The 23,099-nt window shown below is 56.8% G+C and carries 19 protein-coding genes; 10 read left to right on the top strand and 9 right to left on the bottom strand.

Annotated elements, in window-relative coordinates:
- Positions 1-67: 67 nt before the first annotated feature.
- The 6 genes from Q0P52_RS01710 to Q0P52_RS01685 all read right to left on the bottom strand — a co-directional run bounded on the left by Q0P52_RS01710 (position 68) and on the right by Q0P52_RS01685 (position 7,157).
- A complete protein-coding gene (locus Q0P52_RS01710; protein ID WP_293759486.1) occupies positions 68-1,183 on the bottom strand; it encodes a DNA cytosine methyltransferase in 1,116 nt (371 codons plus the stop codon).
- Between the two features lie 97 nt (positions 1,184-1,280).
- Positions 1,281-3,086, bottom strand: coding sequence for a TniQ family protein (locus Q0P52_RS01705; protein ID WP_293759488.1), 1,806 nt, complete (start codon positions 3,084-3,086; stop codon positions 1,281-1,283).
- Positions 3,083-4,051, bottom strand: a complete 969-nt coding sequence (locus tag Q0P52_RS01700; protein ID WP_293759490.1) for a TniB family NTP-binding protein — start codon at positions 4,049-4,051, stop codon at positions 3,083-3,085. The genes Q0P52_RS01705 and Q0P52_RS01700 overlap by 4 nt, the downstream gene beginning before the upstream one ends.
- Positions 4,041-6,038, bottom strand: coding sequence for a Mu transposase C-terminal domain-containing protein (locus tag Q0P52_RS01695; protein WP_293759492.1), 1,998 nt, complete (start codon positions 6,036-6,038; stop codon positions 4,041-4,043). Before Q0P52_RS01695 ends, Q0P52_RS01700 begins: the two co-directional genes overlap by 11 nt.
- A complete protein-coding gene (locus tag Q0P52_RS01690) occupies positions 6,022-6,585 on the bottom strand; it encodes a Tn7 transposase TnsA N-terminal domain-containing protein (protein ID WP_293759494.1) in 564 nt (187 codons plus the stop codon). Before Q0P52_RS01690 ends, Q0P52_RS01695 begins: the two co-directional genes overlap by 17 nt.
- A 326-nt stretch (positions 6,586-6,911) precedes the next feature.
- Entirely contained in the window at positions 6,912-7,157 is a 246-nt protein-coding gene (locus Q0P52_RS01685) for a hypothetical protein (protein ID WP_293759496.1), read from the bottom strand.
- A gap of 85 nt (positions 7,158-7,242) precedes the next feature.
- Here Q0P52_RS01685 and Q0P52_RS01680 point away from each other — a divergent pair, with 85 nt between their 5' ends.
- Positions 7,243-8,070 carry a hypothetical protein gene (locus tag Q0P52_RS01680; protein ID WP_293759497.1) on the top strand — a complete coding sequence of 276 codons (828 nt, stop codon included), beginning with the start codon at positions 7,243-7,245 and terminating at the stop codon, positions 8,068-8,070.
- A gap of 119 nt (positions 8,071-8,189) precedes the next feature.
- On the top strand, positions 8,190-9,152 hold the full coding sequence (locus tag Q0P52_RS01675; protein ID WP_293759499.1) for a toll/interleukin-1 receptor domain-containing protein: 963 nt from the start codon (positions 8,190-8,192) through the stop codon (positions 9,150-9,152).
- Positions 9,153-10,939: 1,787 nt separating this feature from the next.
- Here Q0P52_RS01675 and gyrB read toward each other — a convergent pair.
- The 3 genes from gyrB to dnaA all read right to left on the bottom strand — a co-directional run bounded on the left by gyrB (position 10,940) and on the right by dnaA (position 15,973).
- Positions 10,940-13,330 (bottom strand): DNA topoisomerase (ATP-hydrolyzing) subunit B, encoded by a 2,391-nt coding sequence (gyrB, locus tag Q0P52_RS01670; protein ID WP_293759501.1) that lies wholly within the window; start codon positions 13,328-13,330, stop codon positions 10,940-10,942.
- Positions 13,331-13,421: 91 nt separating this feature from the next.
- Positions 13,422-14,528 carry a DNA polymerase III subunit beta gene (gene dnaN, locus Q0P52_RS01665; protein WP_293759503.1) on the bottom strand — a complete coding sequence of 369 codons (1,107 nt, stop codon included), beginning with the start codon at positions 14,526-14,528 and terminating at the stop codon, positions 13,422-13,424.
- Positions 14,529-14,569: 41 nt separating this feature from the next.
- Positions 14,570-15,973, bottom strand: a complete 1,404-nt coding sequence (gene dnaA, locus Q0P52_RS01660) for a chromosomal replication initiator protein DnaA (protein ID WP_293759505.1) — start codon at positions 15,971-15,973, stop codon at positions 14,570-14,572.
- 352 nt (positions 15,974-16,325) lie between these two features.
- On the opposite strand from dnaA, the gene rpmH reads away from it, so the two are divergent.
- The 8 genes from rpmH (at position 16,326) to Q0P52_RS01620 (ending at position 23,090) form a co-directional block, all read left to right on the top strand.
- Positions 16,326-16,460, top strand: a complete 135-nt coding sequence (gene rpmH / locus Q0P52_RS01655) for a 50S ribosomal protein L34 (RefSeq protein WP_011137953.1) — start codon at positions 16,326-16,328, stop codon at positions 16,458-16,460.
- 4 nt (positions 16,461-16,464) lie between these two features.
- Positions 16,465-16,830 (top strand): ribonuclease P protein component, encoded by a 366-nt coding sequence (gene rnpA / locus Q0P52_RS01650; protein WP_293759520.1) that lies wholly within the window; start codon positions 16,465-16,467, stop codon positions 16,828-16,830.
- Positions 16,806-17,015, top strand: a complete 210-nt coding sequence (yidD, locus tag Q0P52_RS01645; protein ID WP_293759522.1) for a membrane protein insertion efficiency factor YidD — start codon at positions 16,806-16,808, stop codon at positions 17,013-17,015. The genes rnpA and yidD overlap by 25 nt, the downstream gene beginning before the upstream one ends.
- A gap of 18 nt (positions 17,016-17,033) precedes the next feature.
- On the top strand, positions 17,034-18,680 hold the full coding sequence (gene yidC / locus Q0P52_RS01640) for a membrane protein insertase YidC (RefSeq protein ID WP_293759524.1): 1,647 nt from the start codon (positions 17,034-17,036) through the stop codon (positions 18,678-18,680).
- A 140-nt stretch (positions 18,681-18,820) separates the two neighbouring features.
- Positions 18,821-20,173 (top strand): tRNA uridine-5-carboxymethylaminomethyl(34) synthesis GTPase MnmE, encoded by a 1,353-nt coding sequence (mnmE, locus tag Q0P52_RS01635; protein WP_293759526.1) that lies wholly within the window; start codon positions 18,821-18,823, stop codon positions 20,171-20,173.
- Positions 20,174-20,398: 225 nt separating this feature from the next.
- Positions 20,399-21,151, top strand: coding sequence for a transporter substrate-binding domain-containing protein (locus tag Q0P52_RS01630; protein WP_293759528.1), 753 nt, complete (start codon positions 20,399-20,401; stop codon positions 21,149-21,151).
- Between the two features lie 508 nt (positions 21,152-21,659).
- On the top strand, positions 21,660-22,781 hold the full coding sequence (locus Q0P52_RS01625) for a Re/Si-specific NAD(P)(+) transhydrogenase subunit alpha (protein ID WP_293759530.1): 1,122 nt from the start codon (positions 21,660-21,662) through the stop codon (positions 22,779-22,781).
- A gap of 12 nt (positions 22,782-22,793) precedes the next feature.
- On the top strand, positions 22,794-23,090 hold the full coding sequence (locus Q0P52_RS01620) for a proton-translocating transhydrogenase family protein (RefSeq protein ID WP_293759532.1): 297 nt from the start codon (positions 22,794-22,796) through the stop codon (positions 23,088-23,090).
- Positions 23,091-23,099: the final 9 nt, after the last annotated feature.

Raw genomic sequence — 23,099 nt, 5'->3', positions numbered from 1 at the left:
AGAATGTTAGTGGAGGTGAAGTAAAGGAGGTTACAGGGACTAAATACCCGTGAAAGTAGTGCCACACTTACAACGCGGCGCGAATGACAGACAACACGTTTTCTGCAACGATCGGGCTCACGCTGTTGCCAATCTGGCGGAAACTATGCCATTTGGTTTTGTGGAATGCAAACCAATCTGGAAAACCCTGCAGCCGGGCCGCTTCGCGGGGAGTAATCACCCTTGGTTCAACATGATGTATGGGGCGAACTGCTTGATAACTTCCTCTATCGCTCCCCGTGCCAGCTCGGAGCGTCGGGCAAAAACCGCTAGGGTTAAGCCGTACCCCCTTGGAAACAGAATCTTGCTGTCCCGGGGCCAACTTGGCAAATCTTGCAACTACTTCAGGGAGATGTCGCGTGCCCATGCAACCGGAAACTTCAGACTTCTCGAGCAGACGATCTATAGATGCCTGGTGACCAACTCCAGGTGGAACGGCATTTCTAAGATGTTCGGCAAAATGTCCTTTTTGCATGAGATCGACTTTGCGCCATCCACTTGCTTCGGATTGCCAAGCAGGGTCGATAAAAATTGGCAAGCCTTCTAAAGCTCGCCCAACATTCACAATATCAATGTCAGGAGACGGCGCAAATGCTTCTTCATTCAGGGTCATACGTCGTGGATCGTAACCGATGAAGAAAATACGCGTACGGGTTGTTGGTGCACCGTATAGGCTCGCTTTCACTTCTATGGGACCGATGATTGTGTAAGCTTCGCGGACATACGAAAAGGCGGCTTCGCGAATATGGTCATACCGAGGATCTCTGATACCCGGTACATTTTCGGCGACAAAAAAGCGGGGGCGCGTCTCGGCAACAAGTCGGAAAAAGTGTACGAACAAGTCATTGCGCGCATCATCGACCTGACGCCGCCCCATAAAACTGAACCCTTGGCAAGGCGGTCCGCCGATCAGCCCATCGAGCCCTCCATCAGAAAGACCGGCAATGGCGAGCAGCTGCCGTCCTGTCAAATTCGCGACACTTTCGGAGGAGTGTTTGGTGTTAGGGAAATTTTTGAGGTGCGTTTCTGTGGCGAACGGGTCGATCTCAACTGCAGCCGAAACACAAAAACCGGCGCGAGCGGCTCCTAGGCTGAGGCCGCCAGCACCGGCAAAGAGATCGATTACGTTTGGTGAATTTGTCATGCCAAATCAATCGTTTTACTAGCGTTGAGCGTATCGTACGCTATTTCTGCTTGTGGGTCGATCGCGGCATGTAACTTCCCGGTTTTTGAGGTAGGACTTAACTGTAGAAGAAGCTCCTTGAGTAAAAATACTGGCGGCACTCATCAATGCCTGGCCCTGACACAGGGTGGACACCAAACTCTTCAAGTAGAGACCGCAAGTTCTTCGGGGACGTGCCAAACTTCGGGGCCAATTCTGCTCCAGAAATGAAGCTCCCCCTAAAAGCCATGATTTCGTCATGGCTTACTTGCAGGGACCTTCTTCTTCCCGTCTGCCCAAGATGTGTACGTAGTAGCCCAGATTTGGCCAAGCTATAGACCACCTCTTCCTTGAGCTCCAGTTGCTGGGCAGCTTCTGTAAGGGTGTAGTTCAAGGCCTGCTTGCGTTGTCTGGTTGTCCACTCATGTAACTCATGGCAACTAAATAGCAGGCCAGATACTCCGGCATCGGGCTCCAAGATGCCTACAGGGCAGATCGCCCCCTTTCTTAAAGCAAGCACAAAACTTGTAAATGCCTCCTCGGAATCGAGGATGCTCTTCATCACATTTGACCCGGTTACCAACCCAGCTTGCTCCGCCAGGACAGGAAAATCATGGCAGAAGACCATCTTTAACGCGATGACTTTGTCACGCCAGAAATGCAGACCCAGGCCTGCTCCTTCATGTGGCTTGCAAGGTGTTAACAACCCGGCTTTAACCAAACAGATGACTCGTTGCCTATTGATGCCTAGTATCGATGCGGCGGTACGACGTGAGATTATTTGGGCCAATCGATCCTGAAGTTGTAGCAAGTCAGTCGAGTTAATGAGAGTCAACACACGCCCAGCAGTGCTTTTACGTGTCAGCGCTTCTAATGAACCGTCGTCGATAAAACATTGCAGTCGGAGTGGAGCCATCTTCAGGTAATTGGCAGCGCCCGCAACAGTGGTAAAGCGCTGGTCTTTCAGCTCCTCATCCGTTGGCCAGCGGTTGCGCCTAGTCAGCACGCCAGGGCCATGATTACGTTGGAACCGAGATAGCTCTCTCTCTACCACACTGACGGGGTAGCGTGTTCTGAGTGCTCGTGCGAGTTGATTAAATAGCCGTGGGTAGGGTGCCCCCGGTAAGAGCACTCCTTCCGCCCGGCTAACTTGCCATAGCAGATCGTGAAACGCAGCAGGCCAAGCAGCAAGGATACGTACGGCTTGGATCACAATAAGTCGAGCCGTATCCAACTGATGAGTACTGCACTGCTCCGGGTAATGACCTTGCTGTGTAGCAATGACCGTGGTTCCGAGGGTGTGGATCAGCCCCTCCCAGTTGGCGGCTTCAACAAACCGATCAAACTTGCGTGGGTGAGTAGATTGCCCATCCAGGCTTTTTTCAAGATTTGCCACAATCTGGCTAGCCATCCAGCATTCTTCTTGCTCTGCTGGTACAAGCTTTGCAGAGGCAAATGGCTGCCCACATAGGCATCGATCTAGCGGGTGATTCCAGTTGGTGGGACGCGTGCAGTGTGGGCAATGATCTAGCATTTGCACCTGATGGATATGGCATGCGGTGTAAAACGGATGTTCCCATTCCATCCGCCAGTATGCCGATTCATTCAGGCAACTCGGACAATAGTGCACCGAGCTACCCAAGTTATACCGAGCGTACATGTCCGGCCAAAACAGATCCGGAAGATGCGGCCGTCGCATCATCGCCGGGACGCGCCCAAACAGCTGCGAACCACAAAGGGTCCATAAGTAGTCGTGTAGTTCCGGTAATGCTTTCAACCAATTTGGCTGGGTATAGCCATTGGCATTGGCCAAGCGTAAAACATAACCACGAATGCTCTCACGGGGTAGCGGTGCAACGGTGATAGGTAGTGGAGAGCGCGTCATTTTCGGCCTCCTTTTTGGGTACGGCGTAATGTCGGAGCTTGATACGAAAAAGGCTCTCCAGGTCCGGTCAGCGGCCGCATCGCAAATTCAGGATGGAATGGGTTCAGAGAGCCGATACCGTCTCGCCAGATATGCTCCTGGAAGCTGGTGGCCAACAGCTCGATCCCGATATTGCTTCGGTTCTCCCTCACCATAAGTTCGAAGCTCCGGGTAAGCAGTTTACGCAAATACCCGATCAGCCCATTGCTGGCGTAGTAAAGCCGGATAGCCAAATCAGGAGAGGCTAGATCGGATAGCATTTCTGTCGGCAGGCGCTTGTCCAAGGCCATAAGAACAGAGCGGTACTCACGCTCCTCATCGGCAGTTTCCATCGAGAAGCGAGAGAGCTCCACTCGGGTGGAGAAGCGTCGCCTCAGTTGCTCGTTGACCTGAAGAATAACTTCGCAACGAGGCAGCCCCATCAAGACGCATGGCACTTCGGCCTTGTCGATGAAGGACTTTAGCCAGTCCGCGACGGCCTGTAGGGAGTTGTACCATCCGTGGTCAAGAAAGTGCTGGAACTCGTCGAAGACGATCATCTCGACTTTGCATCGTTTGAGCAATTCCAGCGCCCGCACGCTTTTCAGCTCCGCAGATCCCTTGTAGCTCAACGGGTCGCCCAAGGCGTGCAGTATCTGCTCCGCCATAGACTTGATGGTTGGTGTTGAAGGCGTTTCGACAAACAAAATGGGGATAATCTTGGCCCCACCCTCCTCAAAGGGAGGGTACTTGTTCAAAAGGTGTTTTGCGATCCAAGTTTTGCCAGCACCGGCGTCACCGACAAGCAAAGTATGTCGAGGCTCTGCCCCCTGCAGGTAGAGGGAGTGGTTGTATTCCAACAACTCAACAATGCGGGTAAATCGCCGATACGGGAGCAAAATTTCTTCGATTTGTCGAAGTTGGGTGGCCAGGTATTTAGCGTCCATGACGAGCCTCCGTGTTTCGAGCTGCAGGTAAAACTAAGGAATCCAACTCAGGGAGCTCAGCAGCATCGGAGACTGCTGGGGTGAACGGCGCGGGGCTCGTGGCTTTTTTCTGCTTGGGAGGTTCTGGCGTATCCAGCCAGTCCTGACGATCTTGTCCGATAGAACGAATTTTTGCGCTCTTCTGACGCTGACGCACAGATTTGCTGAGCGACATCTCTTGCACCAAGGCGCGCAACTCAGCTTTTGCCCTTAGCAATGAGGACTTGGAACGATCTTCCTCCATCACCCTCCGGAGATGTTTCCAGATCAAATTGTGCTGAATGAGTGTCAGCCCGTGGACGTATTCTTGATCAACTGCTGGGACCGGAATCGCAGCTTGCGTCACCGGGTCAAGTACGTGGATATAGGTCAGGTCCTGCTTGCTGTAACGGACTTGTACCTTAACCTTTTTCCCCAGGTGGTGACGGATCGGGAGAAGAACAGGGCTGTTATAGCGGAGGTTATTGAGCTCAATGCCAGCATGAGTTAGCGTGCGTTCGCAGCAGTAGGAAATAGCAAGATCAAGACGCTCGACCTCTGGCGGCAAAGCCGGCTCTCGCTCAGCCATTCCCTCTTGCCAACGCTTGAAAGGGGTTGTCATGATTCCTCTGTGGGGGGAGTGCGCATAGACATCCACAATCCAACGATGAAGCAAGTAGTTGAGTTGATCAAAGTTAACAACGGCATCCTTGAGAGGGTCGTAATCTTCTCGATGAAACCAGCGCGCAAAACTGGTGCCCGGCATTGCATGGGCAAATTGAAAGTTCAACGTTTTGAGAAAACGCTCGATCGATCCTTTGTAGTACGGTTGCTTTTTGGGACAGAAGGCTAGGATAAAATCCAGTTCGAAAGCTGTTCTCTCCAGCGCTTTAGCATGAAACTCTAGCCCGTTGTCGCAGACCAGCTCATCCATGACGCCATAACATGGCCACTCGTTCTCGATGTCTGGGAATTCCGTACGAATGTAGTGCTTCGGCAGAACGGCATGACGCAAGCATGCATATACTGCTTCGAGGGAAGGCCCATCAAATCCGAGGTAGAAGCCGATCGGCATCTTTGAGTAATAATCCGTCGCCACCGTAACCGTGGGACGACCGAGTGGCAGCCCCGTTCTTTCATCGATTACAAACAGATCCAACGGAGTATGGTCGATCTCCACTCGTACCAAGATTCCCGCGACAACCATGCCTTTACCACTCGTACGGTAAGCTGCTCGGGCATACTCTTTACCATACCGATTAGAATCGACCAGGTAACGATCCAACGCTTTTAGTGCCCGGCAGACAGTGGCATAGGAAGGTCTACTGAGTTGTTCCTGTGGAAGTCGTTTGGCGTTGGCTAGCCTGATTGCGTTCCCCATATCAGCAAAAACAGCTCGTGCCGAGTTACGCTGTTTTGCCAAGTAAACCGTTTCAATGCTCGTCGAAAGAATCGTTTTGACGTCTGGATGCAATCGGCTAGCCCTGCCCCCCCGAAGATCGAACCGATCAATCAATTGTCGGTGGTCACTCCCTTGCTGATTACATTTTTTATGCCAACGGTAGATGGTTGCGGGACTTGGGGGGGCGGCGTCGCCCAGTTGGGTCGCGATCCAGTGAATGCGTTCTTGTAAGATCACCGGGGATGAGATGAAGGGCCCGAAGGGTTGAAGCGCATCGAGATATTGCTTTTTCCTCAGAGCCTGTTGTTGAACCTTATCAGGGAATGCGGAGAGCGGCCTTCCTGCGGAAGGGATCAAACCTGGGTCAAGACCTTCAACTTCGGTTGAGATCGGAAAGCGTAGCTTGCCTTCTGCATACCATTCATGCAGTTGTTGTTGGGTATGGGTTTCGATGGCATGCGACGTTTGGTCTTCCAGTTGAAAACGATTGTTTTCAAGTTGCCGTACAACTGTTTTGCTCTGCCCATTAACAAGTAAGTTTGCGCCCAGACTAAAAAAGCATTTCATCGCCACTCTCCTCATTTCCCAAGGTCACGACGGTATCGCTGGTAATACGTGCACGTAGATCGGTACAGATGACCTGTTGCTCCAAAAGACACCAACACAGGGACGTACTACCTAACAAGGCGCACAAGCCTCCCCACGTGCAGGGCATGTGCGAACCCAGCTTGAAAAGCCACCGACGGCGCTCCGTTGCACTGAAAACTGGCTGTCGATAGCGAAACAATTGCCTCAACTGATCCAGAAGAACCGGCCGACGAACCGACTCTTCGGTGAGGAATATTAAGGGCCAGCCTTGAAGGGATAAGTGGCGAGTGATCGCAGTAAAGCGGAGGCTGTTTTCTGGCAACAACAGCTTCTCTTTGGGCTTAACCTCGACCAGTTCTACACTACCGTCGCTCAAAATCAGTTCGAAATCCGGCGTGTAACGGCGTGGTTTGCCTTCGAGGGCATAGTTGATGGTCAAGGGTTGTTCACGGAATTGGCGTACACCGCTGGAAAACTCAAACAGGAACACTGCATCGCGTTCCAGCAAACTTTCCCAGTGAATCATCCGAGCATTTTTCCGTGATGGAAATTTTCCTCGCATGATCCCGTTACTACGGGAGATTGGGTCCCGTGCCCTTGTATGGCGTAAAGGCATAGTGTCCTCCTGGCCTACACTCATGCTGGTCATGAGACGCTGGCACAGATTGGCTGCCGGTTACTGGCAACACTGTTGAAGGCAAAAAGGGGGCCTCGGCTTGACAACCGATAGGAGGACGCTAAGAATGGTAGTGTTAGGTTCGCAAGATTTGACACTGCATTCCAGAAAGCTCGGAGTTCCCGCTCCGGGCTTTTTGCGTCTTTGTGGCCACCCAACTTCAGAGATGGCTTAACTCATAGGCGTACTCCTTTTTCTCGCGACTGCCACAACCACTGCACCACATCGGTGGTCAGCGCAAACTGTCCCCGCCGACCGGGGAGCTCAAAGATCCTTAAACCCAACAACCCATTTCGCCTGGCACGACCGAAGGCCGCGTGGGTCTTGAAGCCCAGTGCCGACCAAAGCTCCGATCCCCCCATCAGGGGGCCGTACTGTTTCAACATCTGTTCAGCAAACTCGACTTGTTCAGACGTGCTCATGGGCGTGATTCCACGTGATTAGCTTTCTTTCTACCACGCAGCGTGGGATCCTTCTGGTAACTAAAATCCTCGAATTTTTGTAGCAATGCGTGCGTCAGAGAGAAAGCCTGTTGGTCGTCCGAAGAAGCTGGAGCTCCAGAAGTTAAGGGCAAAGCTGTGGTATTGGGATGTTCAATCTCGAGAAGGGCTAGGCAATACGGCTCTCGATCGCAAGTTCGGCCTGTTCTATGACGAAACAAGTCCGCCACCAAAGATATTCGAGAGCCTGCGCCGGCGTGGCACGGTTCCTACTAAACGGCCGCATACACGTCGGCCTGCTGACCTGGTTGAGGTTGTTGGGCAAGCCCCCGGCTACGAGAGGACGTATGAGCTGTTCCACTCACCATTCTGGCAGCTAGTGGAAAAACCCATCAATGACGTAGTGCTTGTACGGGAGATTTTGGATCGGTGCTTGGGTAACTGTGGACTGGCACGGGCACCCTTTGGCGCTCATGCAGGAGTGGAGGTTACATCCGAGCCTGTTGAACTGTATGGGAAATACTATAGAAGCCGTTTGCCAGAACGGCTTTGGGTCTATGCCGTTACCCTCGATCGACTGTTACAACGCCTACCTGTTTCATTAAATAGACTGGCGCTTGGGGCTGCCCTGTTTAAAGAAGCACACTTAGCTTGCGATCTCGAATTGGCGCTGTATCTGAAACAGCTCGTTGAACAGGAAATGGATGTTTACTGCGAGCAACACTGGATTCCAGATGACGTCGTTCTTGGACTAGAAAATTGCATACTTGGAAGCCTGTTTTATTGGCAGACCCATGCATCGTTGGACGTTTGCTATGAACTGTATGAACAGGAATGGCCAGTGATACAGGTGACGCGACCTTTGGTACCTGTCCGCATTAAGCTAGATTTGTAACTTTTCTTGGAATTTTCATATTTTTTCGGGTCACCTCATCTGATGACTCGAAAAATGTGATTTCGCCCGCATATGAAACAAATACTCGGTCCGAGTAAAACTTGATCAGGGGAATATGATTGGCCAAGCTTGTTTTCTCTTACTCGCATGTGGACGAGACACTGCGGAATGAACTTGAAAAACATCTCTCACCCCTAAAGCGCCAGGGGATGATCGAGTCTTGGCATGATCGCCGAATCGTTGCCGGTCAGGAGTTTAACGGCGAAATCAATCAGCACTTCGAAGAGGCCGACATCGTCCTGCTACTGGTTAGCTCCGACTTTATCAATTCTGACTACTGTTACGACGTCGAGATGAAGCGTGCGGTAGAGCGTCACGATCTAGGCAAAGCTGTTGTAATTCCCGTGATTTTGCGCTCCTGTCACTGGCACGACCTACCGTTCGGCAAACTCCTTGCTGCAACGCCAGACGGCAAACCAGTAACCCAATACCCTTCGTTGGACGATGGGTTTTACCAAGTAGTGGCCGCGATTACGCGTGCACTGAAGACTCTACCGAAAGCAGTGAATGCGATACCAGCCCCCCTTGCTCACCCGGTCTCAAGGGTACCCACGCCGCGAGCGGAAACAGGAGTAACAGCCCGGTCCAGCAACCTGCGAATCAAAAAAGAGTTCTCTGACCGAGAACGTGATCAAGCACGAATTGAATGTTTCGAGTTTGTGGCCAAATATTTCAGCAACTCCCTGGATGAATTGAAGCAACGCAATCCAGGAATTGAGGTAGATTTTCGCCAAGTCGATGCAAAGAGTTTCGAAGCTACTATCTACACAGGAGGCAAGCGAAGATGCTCATGCGGCATCTGGGTTGGGGGGAGGGGTTTCGGTGGCGACATCACCTTTAGCCACAGTGGTGTTACTCCCGGCAGCTTCAACGAGAGCATGACCATACAGGACGATGGATACTCCCTTGGTTTCAAGCCACTAGGCATGTCTCATTTCGGACGCAATACAAAATCATTCCTCAATTATGAGGGTGTTGCTGAGTATTTCTGGGAAATGCTGATCCAACCGCTGCAGCAATAATCGGTCAGACCCTAATACAGCTTGTTCAGAGCTCTAAAGATCTTCAAGAGCTGAGCGCACATCTTCCAGAAAGTACCTGCATCCAGGCCTTGGGAGACCGCTTGGGGGCATACCGATTGAGAGCTGCCTCGCTTCTAGCCACTTCTGAAACAGCAGCTGCAGGTCTTCAGGCATATCAGACCAATACACCACGGCCCCACACACGTGTGTCCCATTGGCTCGGATGGGAAGAGACACTGGAATGGACACCCCTGCCCATGACAGCCCTTCAACTGGGACAAGACGAACGCTATCAGTAACGATACTCATTGTCAGCTCCCTACTGGAACGACTTCATCGGCAGCTACGGCGTAGCTCTATGTTTAGTCTACCGCGAGAGCAAGAAAGTCGATACTTTGAGCAATTGCACGCATCTGAACGCCTGTTTGCTTGCGACTGAAACTACCGTATCTCCCGCCTTTGGACCGATGGCAGAGATCGGCCCCTTTGCAGTCCTTCCCCCCAAGAACAGCAAGCAGCTGCTTTGAGCTATATAGCAGCCGTTCGTTATAGGAGGAAAGCAACCGATTCGGCATCGCTTAGCGGCATGAGGAGGCCCACCGAAGTACTGTTGTTCACGGCCGATGCCAATGCTATCGTCCTAATGTTTCGTTCTGCATGCAACCCAGGCCTCTTAAACTCAAGCGTTAGCTATCATGAAATATCTCACTCGCAACGCCTCTCGCGTCTTTCTGAGCACATCGAAAACGGCACACCTGGTGGGCCTAATCAGTTGGTCACAATTGATGGATCGATTAGTGGCCTTAAGAGACATGTGCAGACCAGGTGATCCCTCTTGGCTGTTCGCAGATCGGATACTGCGGCTAGAAGAATGGGACTCGGAAAGTAACTGGTCCTATGAAGGCGACTCTCCATCAAATTTAAGTCAAGGGTCTCATAGTGCATCCTCATTCGGTAGCTCGCTCGACTATCTCCCTGACGAGGATGATGAAGATTCCTACTTGTGCTTCTTTCCTGGCACGACGACAGGACTGTCAGCCTGGGAGTTCCATCAGTATGACGACGACTTTTTTCCTTCGGTCCCACACGGACACTGGAATGGGAAGAGTCAGCCCAAACTCGACCCATACCAAGGATGGACTTATCACGGCTCCGAGCAAAAACGGAGAGAGCCCAAAAAGAATATTGTCGCCCTGTGGAATGATCGACAGTTCCGCGAGTTTGCGGAAATCGCGATTGAGTACTATCTAACCCATCATCCCAACTACAACGGTTGGCGTATTCCAAACCCCAGACGCCTTCCACGTAGGCGGTGATGGCTAATCAGTGGTCCACTGGACGCCATGCAACAGAGCCGCGAAACGCCGGTGACCTCAGCATTAATGGCAGCTATCCAGCTTCTCTTAGAACCTGTTCACGATCTGTCGCGAGCAGCCCTCAGTGGGGTGAAGAGCAGCACAGGAACCAGAATGTACTGGCGTACATGAGGATTCCGAGCAGCACATGAGCCCCGATCAGGGATGCGCAGCAAGATCGTGAACAGGTTCTTAGAAGAGTACAAGTCCATGCTAAAGCTGTTTGGGTCGAATGCAATCAGTCTCCAGACCAGATCTAAGCAGTTGGGCAAATGGAGCACAATTTCGCATACTTGTGCACTCGACCTCTCCGACATGGGAGGACAAAAAAAGCGACAGGATTTTCCTGTCGCTTTTTTTCATCATCTCTGCGAATTTTTTTTCACCGATGTGCGAAGTTTTTCACTATCTGTGCGAACCAACACTACAACATCACACATCAATATTCCGCGCGATCAGGGCGTTGCCTTCGATGAACTGGCGGCGCGGTTCCACTTCGTCGCCCATCAGGGTGGTGAACACGTCGTCAGCGCTCATCACGTCTTCGATGCGTACCTTGAGCAGGCGGCGCACGTTGGGGTCCATGGTGGTTTCCCACAGTTGTTCCGGGTTCATCTCGCCCAGGCCTTTGTAGCGCTGGATGCTCATGCCGCGTTTGGCTTCGGCCAACAGCCAGTCCAGCGCTTCGCCAAACTGGGCGATGGGCTTGACGGTTTCGCCGCGGCGCACGGTGGCGCCTTCGCGCAAGAGGCCGCTGAGCAGGTCGCCGGTTTTGGCCAGTTCGGCGTAGTCGCCGGATTCGAGGAAGTCCTGGTCCAGTACGGTAACCAGCACGTTGCCGTGCAGTTTGCGGGTGATCTTGATCAGGTAGCCGTCGTTCTTTTCATCGCGGATGAGGTCCAGCTTGATGAGTTCGGCCGGTACCAGGGCGGTGAGGCGCGTCAGGCTGGATTCGGCTTCTTGCTGGGTTTCCAGCGAGAGGCGGCCGGAGCGCAGCATGGCTTCCAGCACCAGCGGGTCGATGACGCGGCTTTCGCGTTCGATCACGGCGCGGGAGAGCAGGAACTGGCGGGCCACTTCGGCCAGGGTGTCGCCGGAGAGCGGGGCGGCGCCTTCAGCCGGGGAGAGTTCGGACTTTTCCAGCGCCAGTTGCAGCAGGTACTGGTTGAGTTCGTAATCGTCCTTGAGGTAGCGCTCTTGCTTACCGTGCTTGGCCTTGTACAGCGGCGGCTGGGCGATGTAGATGTGGCCGCGTTCTACCAGTTCGTGCATCTGGCGGTAGAAGAAGGTGAGCAGCAGGGTGCGGATGTGGGCGCCGTCCACGTCGGCATCGGTCATGATGATGATGCGGTGGTAGCGCAGTTTGTCCGGGTTGTACTCTTCCTTGCCGATGCCGCAGCCCATGGCGGTGATGAGGGTGGCCACTTCCTGGCTTTGCAGCATTTTGTCGAAGCGGGCGCGTTCCACGTTGAGGATTTTGCCCTTCAGCGGGAGGATGGCCTGGAATTTGCGATCGCGGCCCTGTTTGGCGGAACCGCCGGCGGAGTCGCCCTCCACCAGGTAGAGTTCGCACAGGGTGGGGTCTTTTTCCTGGCAGTCGGCCAGTTTGCCGGGTAGGCCCAGGCCGTCCATCACGCCTTTGCGACGGGTAATTTCGCGCGCTTTGCGGGCGGCTTCGCGGGCGCGGGCGGCGTCCACGATCTTGCCGCAGATGATCTTGGCGTCGTTGGGGTTTTCCAGCAGGTAGGTTTTCAGCGCTTCGCTGACCACTTCGTTGACCACGGGGCCGATTTCGCTGGAAACCAGTTTGTCTTTGGTCTGGCTGGAGAATTTCGGGTCCGGCAGTTTGACGGACAGGACGCAGGTGAGGCCTTCGCGCATGTCGTCGCCGGTGGTGTCCACCTTGGCTTTTTTGGCGACGTCGTTTTCTTCAATGAAGTGGTTGAGCGTGCGGGTCATGACCTGGCGCAGGGCGGTCATGTGGCTGCCGCCGTCGCGCTGGGGGATGTTGTTGGTGAAGCACTGGACGCTTTCCTGGTAGGAGTCGTTCCATTGCATGGCCACTTCCACGCTCATGCCGTCTTTTTCGCCAATACCGTAAAACACTTTGGGGTGCAGTACGGTTTTGTTGCGGTTCATGTATTGGACAAAGCCGGCTACGCCGCCGGAGAAGGCGAAGTTTTCTTCCTTGCCGTTGCGCTTGTCGATCAGGGTGATGGCTACGCCCTGATTGAGGAAGGACAGTTCGCGGATGCGTTTGGCGAGGATGTCGAAGTGGTATTCGATGTGGCCGAAGGTTTCCACGCTGGCAAAGAAGGTGACTTCGGTGCCGCGGTGGTTGGTGTGGCCGGTAACGGTGAGCGGGGCCACGGCGTCGCCGCGGCGGAATTCCATTTCGTGCACCTTGCCGTCACGCCAGATTTTGAGCTTGAGCCAGTCGGACAGCGCGTTGACCACGGAGACGCCCACGCCGTGCAGGCCGCCGGAAATCTTGTAGCTGTTGCTGTCGAATTTGCCGCCGGCGTGCAGGATGGTCATGATCACTTCCGCCGCGGAGCGTCCTTCTTCCGGGTGGATGTCGGTGGGGATGCCCCGACCGTTGTCTTCCACGGAGATGGAGTTGTCCGGGTTGATGGTGACCTTGATGGTGTCGGCATGGCCGGCCAGCGCTTCGTCAATGGCGTTGTCCAGCACTTCAAACACCATGTGGTGCAAGCCGGTGCCGTCCTGGGTGTCGCCAATGTACATGCCGGGGCGCTTGCGTACCGCATCCAGACCCTTGAGGACTTTAATGCTGTCCGCGCCGTATTCCTGTTCGCTCATAAAACCTTCTTTGTCGTGTGGCAGGTGTCACCGGGGAGCCTGGGCTCCCCCCGTCTTCGGCCAACATCTGGATGTTGGCCGAAGAAACAGATCAGATGCGCATCGGCATCACGATGTACTTGAAGTTGCCGTAATCGGGGATGGTGATCAGGGTGCTGCGGTTGGCGTCGCCAAAAGCCATCTGCAGGGTGTCGGCCGGCAGGTTGGTCAGCACGTCCAGCAGGTAGTTGATGTTGAAGCCGATTTCCAGCGTGCCGCCCTGGAAGGCGATTTCCAGTTCTTCTTCCGCCTCTTCCTGTTCGCTGTTGGTGCAGAGGATGGACATTTTGCCCGGGGCCAGCACCAGCCGCACGCCGCGGAATTTTTCGTTGGCCAGAATGGCTGCGCGCTGCAGGGCGTGCAGGAAGTTCAGGCGTTCGATGAGGAAGATCTTGTCGTTGTCCAGCGGGATGACGCGGTTGTAGTCCGGGAACTTGCCGTCCACCACTTTGCTGATGATGACGGTGGAGCCGAAGCTGAAACGCACCTGGTTGGCCAGGAGTTCGATGCGGATTTCGTCATCGCTGTCCTGCAGCAGTTTGTACAGCTCCAGGATGGTTTTGCGCGGCAGGATCACTTCGGCCTTGGGCAGGGCGTCCGTCACATCGGCGCTGGCGAAGGCCAGGCGGTGGCCGTCGGTGGCGATCAGTTTTACCTGGTTGCCGTCGGTTTGCATCAGCAAGCCGTTGAGGTAGTAGCGGATGTCCTGCACGGCCATGGCGTATTGCACCTGGGAGATCAGGCGCTTGAGTTCGCGCTGCGGCAGGGTAAGGCTGGCGTCGGAGGCGTTGCCCACGGACAGCAGCGGGAAGTCTTCCGCCGGCAGGGTTTGCAGGTTGAAGCGGCTCTTGCCGGCCTTGAGGGTGAGGCGGCCGTCCAGCTGTTCCAGCGTGACGGTGGCCTTGTCCGGAATGGCGCGCAGGATGTCTTGCAGCTTTTTGGCCGAGGTGGTCAGACGGAAGTCCTCGCCCGGCAGTTCGTCGGCGCTGGCGGTGGTGATCTGGATTTCCAGATCGGTGGCCAGGAAGCCTACCTGCCCGCCTTTCTTTTCAATAAGCACATTGGAAAGAATGGGCAGGGTGTGGCGTCGTTCGACGATGCCGGTCACAGCCAGCAGGGGCTTCAGAAGGGCGTCGCGTTCGGCTTGCAGGATCAGCATGTTTCGGGCTCCCGAATGTGTCCAGAGTCAGTGTTGGTGTTTCAGTTACGCAGCATGGATAGCAGCGTATCGTAATCGTGTGCCATGTCGGCGTCACTGCCGCGCATCTCGGCAATGGTTTTGCAGGCGTGCAGCACGGTGGTGTGGTCGCGGCCGCCAAAGGCGTCGCCGATATTGGGCAAGGAAAGCTGGGTAAGCTCCTTGGCCAGCGCCATGGCCACCTGGCGCGGTCGGGCGATGTCGCGGCTGCGCTTTTTGCTGTGCATGTCCGACAGCTTGATCTTGTAGTACTCCGCCACCGTTTTCTGGATGGCGTCCACGGTAACCTGACGGTTGCCGGCGGCTAGGATGTCTTTCAGCGCTTCTTTCACCAGTTCGAGCGTGATGCTCTGGTTGGTGAAGCGGGCGTAGGCCACCACGCGCTTGAGCGCGCCTTCCAGCTCGCGCACGTTGGAGCGCACGTTCTGGGCAATGAAGAAGGCTACGGTGTGGTCCAGTTTGATGCTGTCGGCCTCGGCCTTTTTCATCAGGATCGCCACGCGCATTTCTAGCTCCGGCGGCTGGATTTCAACGGTCAGGCCCCAGGAGAAGCGTGAGATCAGGCGCTCTTCCATGCCTTCAATCTGCTTGGGGTAGGTGTCGCAGGTCATGATGACTTGCTTGCCGCCCTCTATCAGCGCGTTGAAGGCGTAGAAAAATTCTTCCTGCGTGCGGTTCTTGCCGGCGAAGAACTGGATGTCGTCGATCAGCAGCAGGTCCAGCGAGTGGTAGTAGCGCTTGAATTCGTCAAACGCCTTGTGCTGGTAGGCGCGCATGATGTCGGCCACATAGCGTTCGGCGTGAATGTAGCGAATCTTGGCTTGCGGGTTCTTTTGAAATACGTGGTTGCCGATGGCCTGGATCAAGTGGGTTTTACCCAAGCCGACGCCGCCATACACAAACAGCGGGTTGTAGGCCTGATCGCCGGGGTTTTCGGCAATCTGCATGGCGGCGGCGCGCGCCAGCTGGTTGCCTTTGCCGGTAACCAGCGTTTCAAAGGTGAAGGACGGGTTGAGGCGCGTGCTTTCGTGACTGCCGCCAATGGCTTTCACCGCGGCTTGCTTGGCCGGGCTGGGCGCGTCGCTGGCTGCCGGTTTGGCGTTGGTCGCGGGTTTGCGGCCAGCCGGCACGGCGGCGGGGGCCACGGCGACGGGTTTGTTCGCCGGCGCGCCCAGGCGCAGTTCCACCGGGGTTTCGCCCACCAGCTCCACCGCCAGTTCTTCGATGCGGCCAAGGAAGCGATCCTTGATGAACTGCATGATGAAGCGGTTGGGCGCGAACAGGGCGATGCCTTCGTCGGTGGCTTCGGCCGCCAGCGGCTTGATCCAGGTGTTGAACTGCTGTGAAGACAGTTCAGCCTCCAGACGAGCGAGGCAGGCGGGCCAGAATTGATCCAGTTCAGTCATTAAGTGCACGCAAGTAAAAGCAAAAGCCCGCCGGCGGGTTGTGGCTGGCGGCGGGAAGGGCCTGTCGGCGCGGTGGCCGCATCCTTGATATACAGGGAGGCGGGCGCTGCCGGCCGGCAGGCGTGTGTTCAGCTGGCAAGGGTTGCACCGCCCTGCTGTCGCGCATCGGGCCTGGTGGGGGTAGGCCCTTCGTTCATTTATTACGCAGCGGGTGGGGTGCGATAAGTTTCGACATTCTAACGGTTTTCGCCAAAGTTATCCACAGGTGGGGGAAAAATTTGGCATTGACAAAAGCGATGGTTTCCTGTGAAATCACGCGTTTATTTCCGTTTCGAAACAGGAATTCTTTATCATGAAGCGTACTTACCAGCCTTCCACCACCCGTCGCAAGCGCACTCACGGCTTCCTCGTTCGCATGAAGACCCGCGGTGGCCGCGCCGTTATCGCCGCTCGTCGCGCCAAGGGCCGCAAGCGTCTGGCCGTATAAGTCCTTGCCGACTTATCCCTTTCGCCGTGCGCACCGGCTGTTAAAAACGGATGAATTTTCATCCGTTTTTAGTTTGCGGCAGGCGCGCAGCAACGCGCTGTTTCAGGTGTACGCCCGGCCAAACGGCTTGGCTCATGCCCGAGTAGGGCTGGTGGTAGGCAAGAAGGTCCACAAGCGCGCCGTGCGCCGCAATTACATCAAGCGCACTGTGCGCGAGTGGTTCCGCCTCAACCAGTCCACCTTGCCGCCCCTGGATTTTGTTGTCCGGGCGCGACAATCTTTCACCAGGGCAAACCGCGCTGAAGCTGTCACCGCTTTGTCTGCTCTGTTTGTTAAACTGGCACGATGTCACGCCTCTTCATCCTCCTGATCCGTTTTTACCAACTGGCCATCAGCCCATGGCTGGCGCCGCGTTGCCGCTTTGCGCCAACCTGCTCCAGTTACGCGATCGAGGCGGTGAAGAAACATGGCGCCCTCAAGGGCGGCTATCTGGCGATCAAACGCATCGGGCGCTGCCACCCTTGGGGCGGCAGCGGTTATGACCCGGTTCCCTGAACTTTCCGGTATCGAGAGATGGATTCCAAGCGACTCATAATCTTCATCGTGCTGTCCATGGGCATCCTGCTGTTGTGGCAGGAATACTTCATGCCCAAGCCTGCTCCGCAGGCGGCGCACACCCAATCCGCCCAGACGAGTGTGCCCGCTGCAGGCAATGCGGCCCCCGCCCAGCCGGCGGACGCCGCCAAGCTGAGCGCCGGTCAACGCATCACCGTCAACACCGATGTGCTAAAGGCCGAGATCGACACCACCGGTGGTGATTTGCGTCAGCTGGAACTGCTGAAACACGATTCCGCTACCGACAGCAAGCAGCCGTTTGCCCTGCTGACCGACAAGAACGGTCGCGTCTATGTGGCGCAAACTGGTCTGGTGGCCGCCAGCAACCCGGCGCTGCCGACGCACAAAACCGTGTTCACCGCCGAGAAAACCAGCTATGCGCTGGACGGCGACAAGGTGGAAGTGAAACTGACCGCGCCTGAAGCCAACGGCGTGAAGGTGAGCAAGACTTACATCTTCAAGAAGGGCAGCTACGATATCGGCGTGCGCTACGACATCACCAACGGCGGCAACGCCCCGCTGGCGCCCACCGCTTACTATCGTCTGTTGCGCGACGGCAAGGCGCCGGAAGGCGAAGGCCGCTTTGCGCACACCTTCACCGGCCCGGCCGTGTACACCACCGAGCACAAGTTCCAGAAGGTCGATTTCGGCGATCTGGACAAGGGCAAGGGCGATTACGCCAAGACCGCCACCGACGGATGGGTTTCCATGATCCAGCACTACTTCATGACTGCCTGGATCATGAAGCCGCTGAACGGTCAGAGCGTGTGCAAGGATGACAAATCCTGCCGCTTCGAGCTGAAGGCCAACAACGGTCTTTACTCCGCCGCCGCCACTGTCGATCTGAAAACCATCAACCCGGGTCAGTCCGCGTCCATCACCGTGCCGTTGTTTGCCGGCCCGGAAGAGTACGACGTGATCAGCAAGGTGGCTGACGGCATGGAATACGCCAAGGACTTCGGCATGTTCCACATCTTTGCCTCGCCGTTGTTCTGGCTGCTGACCAAGCTGCATGCGTTGGTGCAGAACTGGGGCTGGGCGATCGTGCTGCTCACGCTTACCGTGAAGGCCGTGTTCTATCCGCTGACCGCCGCTTCCTACCGTTCCATGGCCAAGATGAAGGCGCTGGCGCCGCGTCTGGAGCGTCTGAAGGAGCAGCACGGCGACGATCGCATGAAGTTCCAGCAAGCCGTGATGGAGATGTACAAGACCGAGAAGGTGAATCCGCTGGGCGGCTGTCTGCCCATGCTGATCCAGATTCCGGTGTTCATCGGTCTTTACTGGGCGCTGCTGGCGTCGGTGGAGCTGCGTCAGGCGCCGTGGATTTTGTGGTACCACGATCTGGCCCGTCCGGACCCGTACTACATCCTGCCGGTGATCATGGCTGCCACCATGTTCCTGCAAACCTTCCTGAACCCGCCGCCGACCGACCCGATGCAGGCGAAGATGATGAAGATCATGCCGCTGGCCTTCTCCGCCATGTTCTTCTTCTTCCCGTCCGGTCTGGTGCTGTACTACGTGGTGAACAACGTGCTGTCCATCGCGCAGCAGTGGTACATCAACCGCAGCATCGAGCACAGCAAGAAAGCCGCCCTGCAGTCCTGATCCGGACCGCAGCGCCAGAAAAAGCCCGGCCTCTGGTCGGGCTTTTTTTCCTGATAGAGTGAAACATTCGCCGCAGGCTGACCGAAACGGCTGATTGCCGGCCCTTTCGGCCAACCTGATGGCTTGCAAGGAATTCCGCCATGCGCACCGCCTACGTCCCCGCCACCATCTGCGCCATCGCCACTGCCCCCGGCCGGGGCGGCGTTGGCGTCATCCGCGTTTCCGGCCGCCAGTTGCTGCCGTTTGCCGAAGCGCTGACCGGCGGCAAAACCCCGCGCCCGCGCTATGCGCTGTATAGCGATTTTCTTGATGCCGCGGGGCAGCCCATCGACAACGGCCTGCTGTTGTATTTTCCCGGCCCCAACAGCTTTACCGGCGAAGACGTGCTGGAGCTGCAGGGTCACGGCGGCCCGGTGGTGATGAAGATGCTGCTGGCGCGCTGTCTGGCACTGGGCGCCAGGTTGGCGGAGCCGGGCGAGTTCTCCCGTCGCGCCTTTCTCAACGACAAGATGGACCTGGCGCAAGCGGAAAGCGTGGCCGACCTGATCGACGCCAGCAGCGAAACCGCCGCCCGCAGCGCGCTCAAATCGCTCAAGGGCGCGTTCTCGCATGAGATCCACCAGCTGGTGGACGACCTCATCACCCTACGCATGCTGGTGGAGGCGACGCTGGACTTTCCCGATGAGGAAATCGACTTCCTGCAGCAGGCCGACGCGCTGGGCAAACTGCAACGTCTGCGCGGCCAGTTGGTGCGGGTGCAGTCCACCGCCCGGCAGGGCGCCATCCTGCGCGAAGGCATGCATGTGGTGCTGGTGGGCCAGCCCAATGTGGGCAAGTCTTCATTGATGAATGCGCTGGCGGGCGACGATGTGGCCATCGTCACCGATATCGCCGGCACCACCCGCGACACGGTGCGCGAGGAGATCGTCATCGACGGCGTGCCGGTGCACGTGATAGATACCGCCGGTCTGCGGGAAACCGAAGACGTCGTGGAAAAGATCGGCATCGAGCGTACCTGGCAAGCAATTGAGCGCGCCGATGTGGCACTGGTGCTGGTGGATAGCCGCGATGGCGTCACCGCCGGAGTGGAGGCCATTCTGTCCCGCCTGCCGGAGCGTCTGCCGCGACTGTTCGTCTACAACAAGACCGACCTTACCGGCGAAGCGCCGAGCCTGACGGAAGAGGCCGGCCATACCGTGGTGCGCCTGTCCGCCCGCACCCATGAGGGGGTGGATCTGCTCAAAGGCCGTCTCTTGGAGCTGATTGGCTACAGCGGCGACAGCGAAGGCGTGTACCTGGCGCGCGAACGCCATCTGGACGCCATCCGCCGTGCGGCGGAGCACATGGAAGCTGCGGAAATTTTATGGGAACAAGTGGAGATTTTCGCTGAAGAGCTGCGATCCGCGCAGAACTCGCTGTCGGAAATCACGGGTGAATTCACCCCGGACGACCTGCTTGGCGTGATCTTCAGCCGCTTTTGCATTGGAAAGTGAGCCTTTCGGCCAACCTTAACCAAAAGCCCCGCAACGCGGGGTTTTTGCTTGTCGGCGTCGTGAGAGCCAGTTGGCTGGTTCTGCCGAGTTGTGGCGGACAGGGACCGCGCAGCCCGCTCTGCTGCGCGCCGCAGAGCCCTTGCAAGCATCGCCAGGAACATTCTTCAGCATGTTGGGCCGAGAGCGGGTAGGATTCGTGAAAATACTTAAAATTTCACCCTGACCGTGACCCTGCCACGCTTGCTGCTATTGCTGGCCTTGTTGGCTTCGCCCCTGTTGGCCGAAGCTGCCGGGCGGCCGCTTATTCTGGCCTTCAACACCTTTCCGCCCTGGAAAACGCTGGACTCGCGCGGCGAGCCGGCCGGTCCGTACGTGGACATTGTCCGCGAGCTGGCGCAGCGACTGAACGCACCGCTCCTCTTTCTGCATTGCCCCATCCAACGCTGCCTGCAAGCCATGGAACAGGGGCGGGCAGACGTGGTGATCGGCGTGCGTAGTTCGCCAGACCGGGCCGCCTACATCGACTACCTGTCGCCGGCTTACGCGCCGGCCAATCCCTTGGTGGTGTATACGCGCGTCGCAGACCCACGCAAGGTGACGCGCTATGAGGATCTCTACGGCCTGGTGCTAGGGGTGGTGGAAGGGGTGAAATACCAGCCGCGCTTTGACGCGGACGCCCGTCTGTTGCGCGAGCCTGCGCCCAATATCCATTCCAATTTCAACAAGCTGCTGGCCGGCCGGGTAGACGCCATCATCATCAACCGCCAGCACGGCGAGGCGCTGGTGGCGCGCGGCGGCTGGCAGGGGCTGCTGAAGCAGCAACCTTTGCTGCTGGATGGTGTGGACGAAAGGCAACTGGGCCTGTCGCGCCGTTCACCCTGGCAAACCGAACGCGCCCGCGTTTGCGCCGCCCTGCGCGCGATGGTGAAGGATGGCAGCGTCAATCGCTTGCTGGGCGTGACTTTGCGTCGTCCTTGAACCCGTAAGCGCCTGTTGCGAATCCGCCAAGCGCCTTTTCCAAATGACCACCAGCCGGAAAGCCGGCTTTCACCCCGTCAAACCCTTGCCAGGCTTGGCTTGCAGGGGTTTCCCCCCATTCATGCCGACTAATCGTTAACCCTGCTTTACAAGGCCGGCGGCCAAGGGGTAGTGTCATCAGACTATTGCTGCGACGCAACAGCCGACTCCTCTGCCCTGCCGGGCAAAAAAACATAAGAACGGGTCGCTGTCATGCAGGCGCAGCCTGCTTGCGGTCTGATCTGGGTCACAAGCCTGCACGGCAGGACTGCCTAGTATCTGGCCCTTTCCCGCCGGGATTGTCCGACGGTATACGATAGACAAGTGTCGCAATTCCGTAAAAGTATTGCGCAAAATCAACAGTCGTGTTTTTAATAGAATTCAAACGCTCGTTCGAATCGGCCTCGCACGGGCGTTAGCTATCTCAGAGCTTTCTTTTTCGACATACCCATTGCAGGAGATCTTGACCATGCAGATTGCTGTCCCGGCCGAAAGGCTGGCAGGTGAAAAGCGCGTGGCGGCCACACCGGAAACGGTGAAAAAACTGGTCGCCATGGGCCACACCGTGGTGGTGGAACAGGGCGCAGGGCAGTACGCCGGCGTGCTGGACCCCGCTTATCAGGAAGCCGGCGCCAGCCTGGCCGCCAGCCGCGCCGAAGCGCTGGCCGCGGCCGACATCGTGCTGAGCGTGCGCCCGCTGGACGAGGCCGGCATTGCCGAGCTGAAGCCCGGCGCGGTGCTGATCGGCCAGCTGGCTCCGTACCAGAACGCCACCTTCCCGCAATTGGCGGCCCGCAACGTATCGGCCTTCGCCATGGAGCTGCTGCCGCGCACTACGCGCGCGCAAAGCATGGACGTGCTGTCCAGCCAGAACAACATTGCCGGTTACAAGGCCGTGCTGCTGGCCACGCACTACTACCCGCGCTTCATGCCCATGCTGATGACCGCCGCCGGTACGGTGAAACCGGCCAAGGTGCTGATCATGGGGGTAGGGGTGGCCGGTTTGCAGGCCATTGCCACGGCCAAGCGTCTGGGCGCGGTAGTGGAAGCCACCGATGTGCGTCCGTCCACCAAGGAGCAGGTGGAGTCGCTGGGCGCCAAATTCATTGAAGTGCCGATGACGGATGAAGAGAAAGCGGCCAACGACGGCATCTACGCCCGCGAAATGTCCGACGACTACAAGCGTCGTCAGGCCGAGCTGGTGACCAAGCATGCCCGCGCCGCCGACATCATCATCACCACCGCCCTGATTCCGGGCAAGAAAGCGCCGACGCTGATTGGTGCCGACGTGGTGGCGGCGATGAAGCCGGGCTCGGTGATCATCGACATCGCGGCGGAAGCCGGCGGCAACTGTGAACTGACGCAGCCGGGCGAGGTGGTGGTAACCGCCAACCACGTGACGGTGGTGGGCCAGTTCAATCTGCCGGGCGAACTGGCGGCCGACGCCTCCAGCCTGTACGCGCGCAACCTGCTGACTTTCCTCTCGCTGATGCTGAGCAAGGAAGGCTTCAACCTCAATCTGGAAGACGACCTGCTGGCGGCCACGCTGGTAACCCATCAGGGTCAGGTGCGCTTCCCTTCGGCCAACTAAAGGAGAACCGAGATGGTCGATCCGTTCATTACCAGTCTCACCATCTTCGTGCTGGCCGTTTTCGTCGGCTACCACGTGGTGTGGAACGTCACGCCCGCCCTGCACACGCCGCTGATGGCGGTGACCAACGCCATTTCCGGCATCATCATCGTCGGCGCCATGCTGCAGGTGGTGGATATCAACGGCAGCGAAATCACGCTGACGTCGGTACTGGGCACGCTGGGGATTTTTCTCGCCAGCATCAATATCTTCGGCGGTTTCATGGTGACCCAGCGCATGCTGGACATGTTCAAGAAGAAGAAAAAGTAAGGGGAGGCC

This window comes from uncultured Aquitalea sp., assembly GCF_945957525.1.
GTDB lineage: Bacteria > Pseudomonadota > Gammaproteobacteria > Burkholderiales > Chromobacteriaceae > Aquitalea.
This window is presented reverse-complemented; position numbering and strand designations above follow the sequence as displayed.

Coding starts and splice junctions, on each gene's coding strand:
- gyrB (WP_293759501.1), bottom strand. CDS start 13,330: ATGAGCGAACAGGAATACGGCGCGGACAGCATTAAAGTCCTCAAGGGT.
- Q0P52_RS01695 (WP_293759492.1), bottom strand. CDS start 6,038: ATGAAATGCTTTTTTAGTCTGGGCGCAAACTTACTTGTTAATGGGCAG.
- Q0P52_RS01700 (WP_293759490.1), bottom strand. CDS start 4,051: ATGGACGCTAAATACCTGGCCACCCAACTTCGACAAATCGAAGAAATT.
- yidC (WP_293759524.1), top strand. CDS start 17,034: ATGGATTCCAAGCGACTCATAATCTTCATCGTGCTGTCCATGGGCATC.
- rpmH (WP_011137953.1), top strand. CDS start 16,326: ATGAAGCGTACTTACCAGCCTTCCACCACCCGTCGCAAGCGCACTCAC.
- dnaA (WP_293759505.1), bottom strand. CDS start 15,973: ATGACTGAACTGGATCAATTCTGGCCCGCCTGCCTCGCTCGTCTGGAG.
- Q0P52_RS01705 (WP_293759488.1), bottom strand. CDS start 3,086: ATGACGCGCTCTCCACTACCTATCACCGTTGCACCGCTACCCCGTGAG.
- yidD (WP_293759522.1), top strand. CDS start 16,806: ATGTCACGCCTCTTCATCCTCCTGATCCGTTTTTACCAACTGGCCATC.
- Q0P52_RS01680 (WP_293759497.1), top strand. CDS start 7,243: ATGCGTGCGTCAGAGAGAAAGCCTGTTGGTCGTCCGAAGAAGCTGGAG.
- Q0P52_RS01685 (WP_293759496.1), bottom strand. CDS start 7,157: ATGAGCACGTCTGAACAAGTCGAGTTTGCTGAACAGATGTTGAAACAG.
- mnmE (WP_293759526.1), top strand. CDS start 18,821: ATGCGCACCGCCTACGTCCCCGCCACCATCTGCGCCATCGCCACTGCC.
- Q0P52_RS01625 (WP_293759530.1), top strand. CDS start 21,660: ATGCAGATTGCTGTCCCGGCCGAAAGGCTGGCAGGTGAAAAGCGCGTG.
- Q0P52_RS01710 (WP_293759486.1), bottom strand. CDS start 1,183: ATGACAAATTCACCAAACGTAATCGATCTCTTTGCCGGTGCTGGCGGC.
- Q0P52_RS01690 (WP_293759494.1), bottom strand. CDS start 6,585: ATGATTCACTGGGAAAGTTTGCTGGAACGCGATGCAGTGTTCCTGTTT.
- Q0P52_RS01620 (WP_293759532.1), top strand. CDS start 22,794: ATGGTCGATCCGTTCATTACCAGTCTCACCATCTTCGTGCTGGCCGTT.
- dnaN (WP_293759503.1), bottom strand. CDS start 14,528: ATGCTGATCCTGCAAGCCGAACGCGACGCCCTTCTGAAGCCCCTGCTG.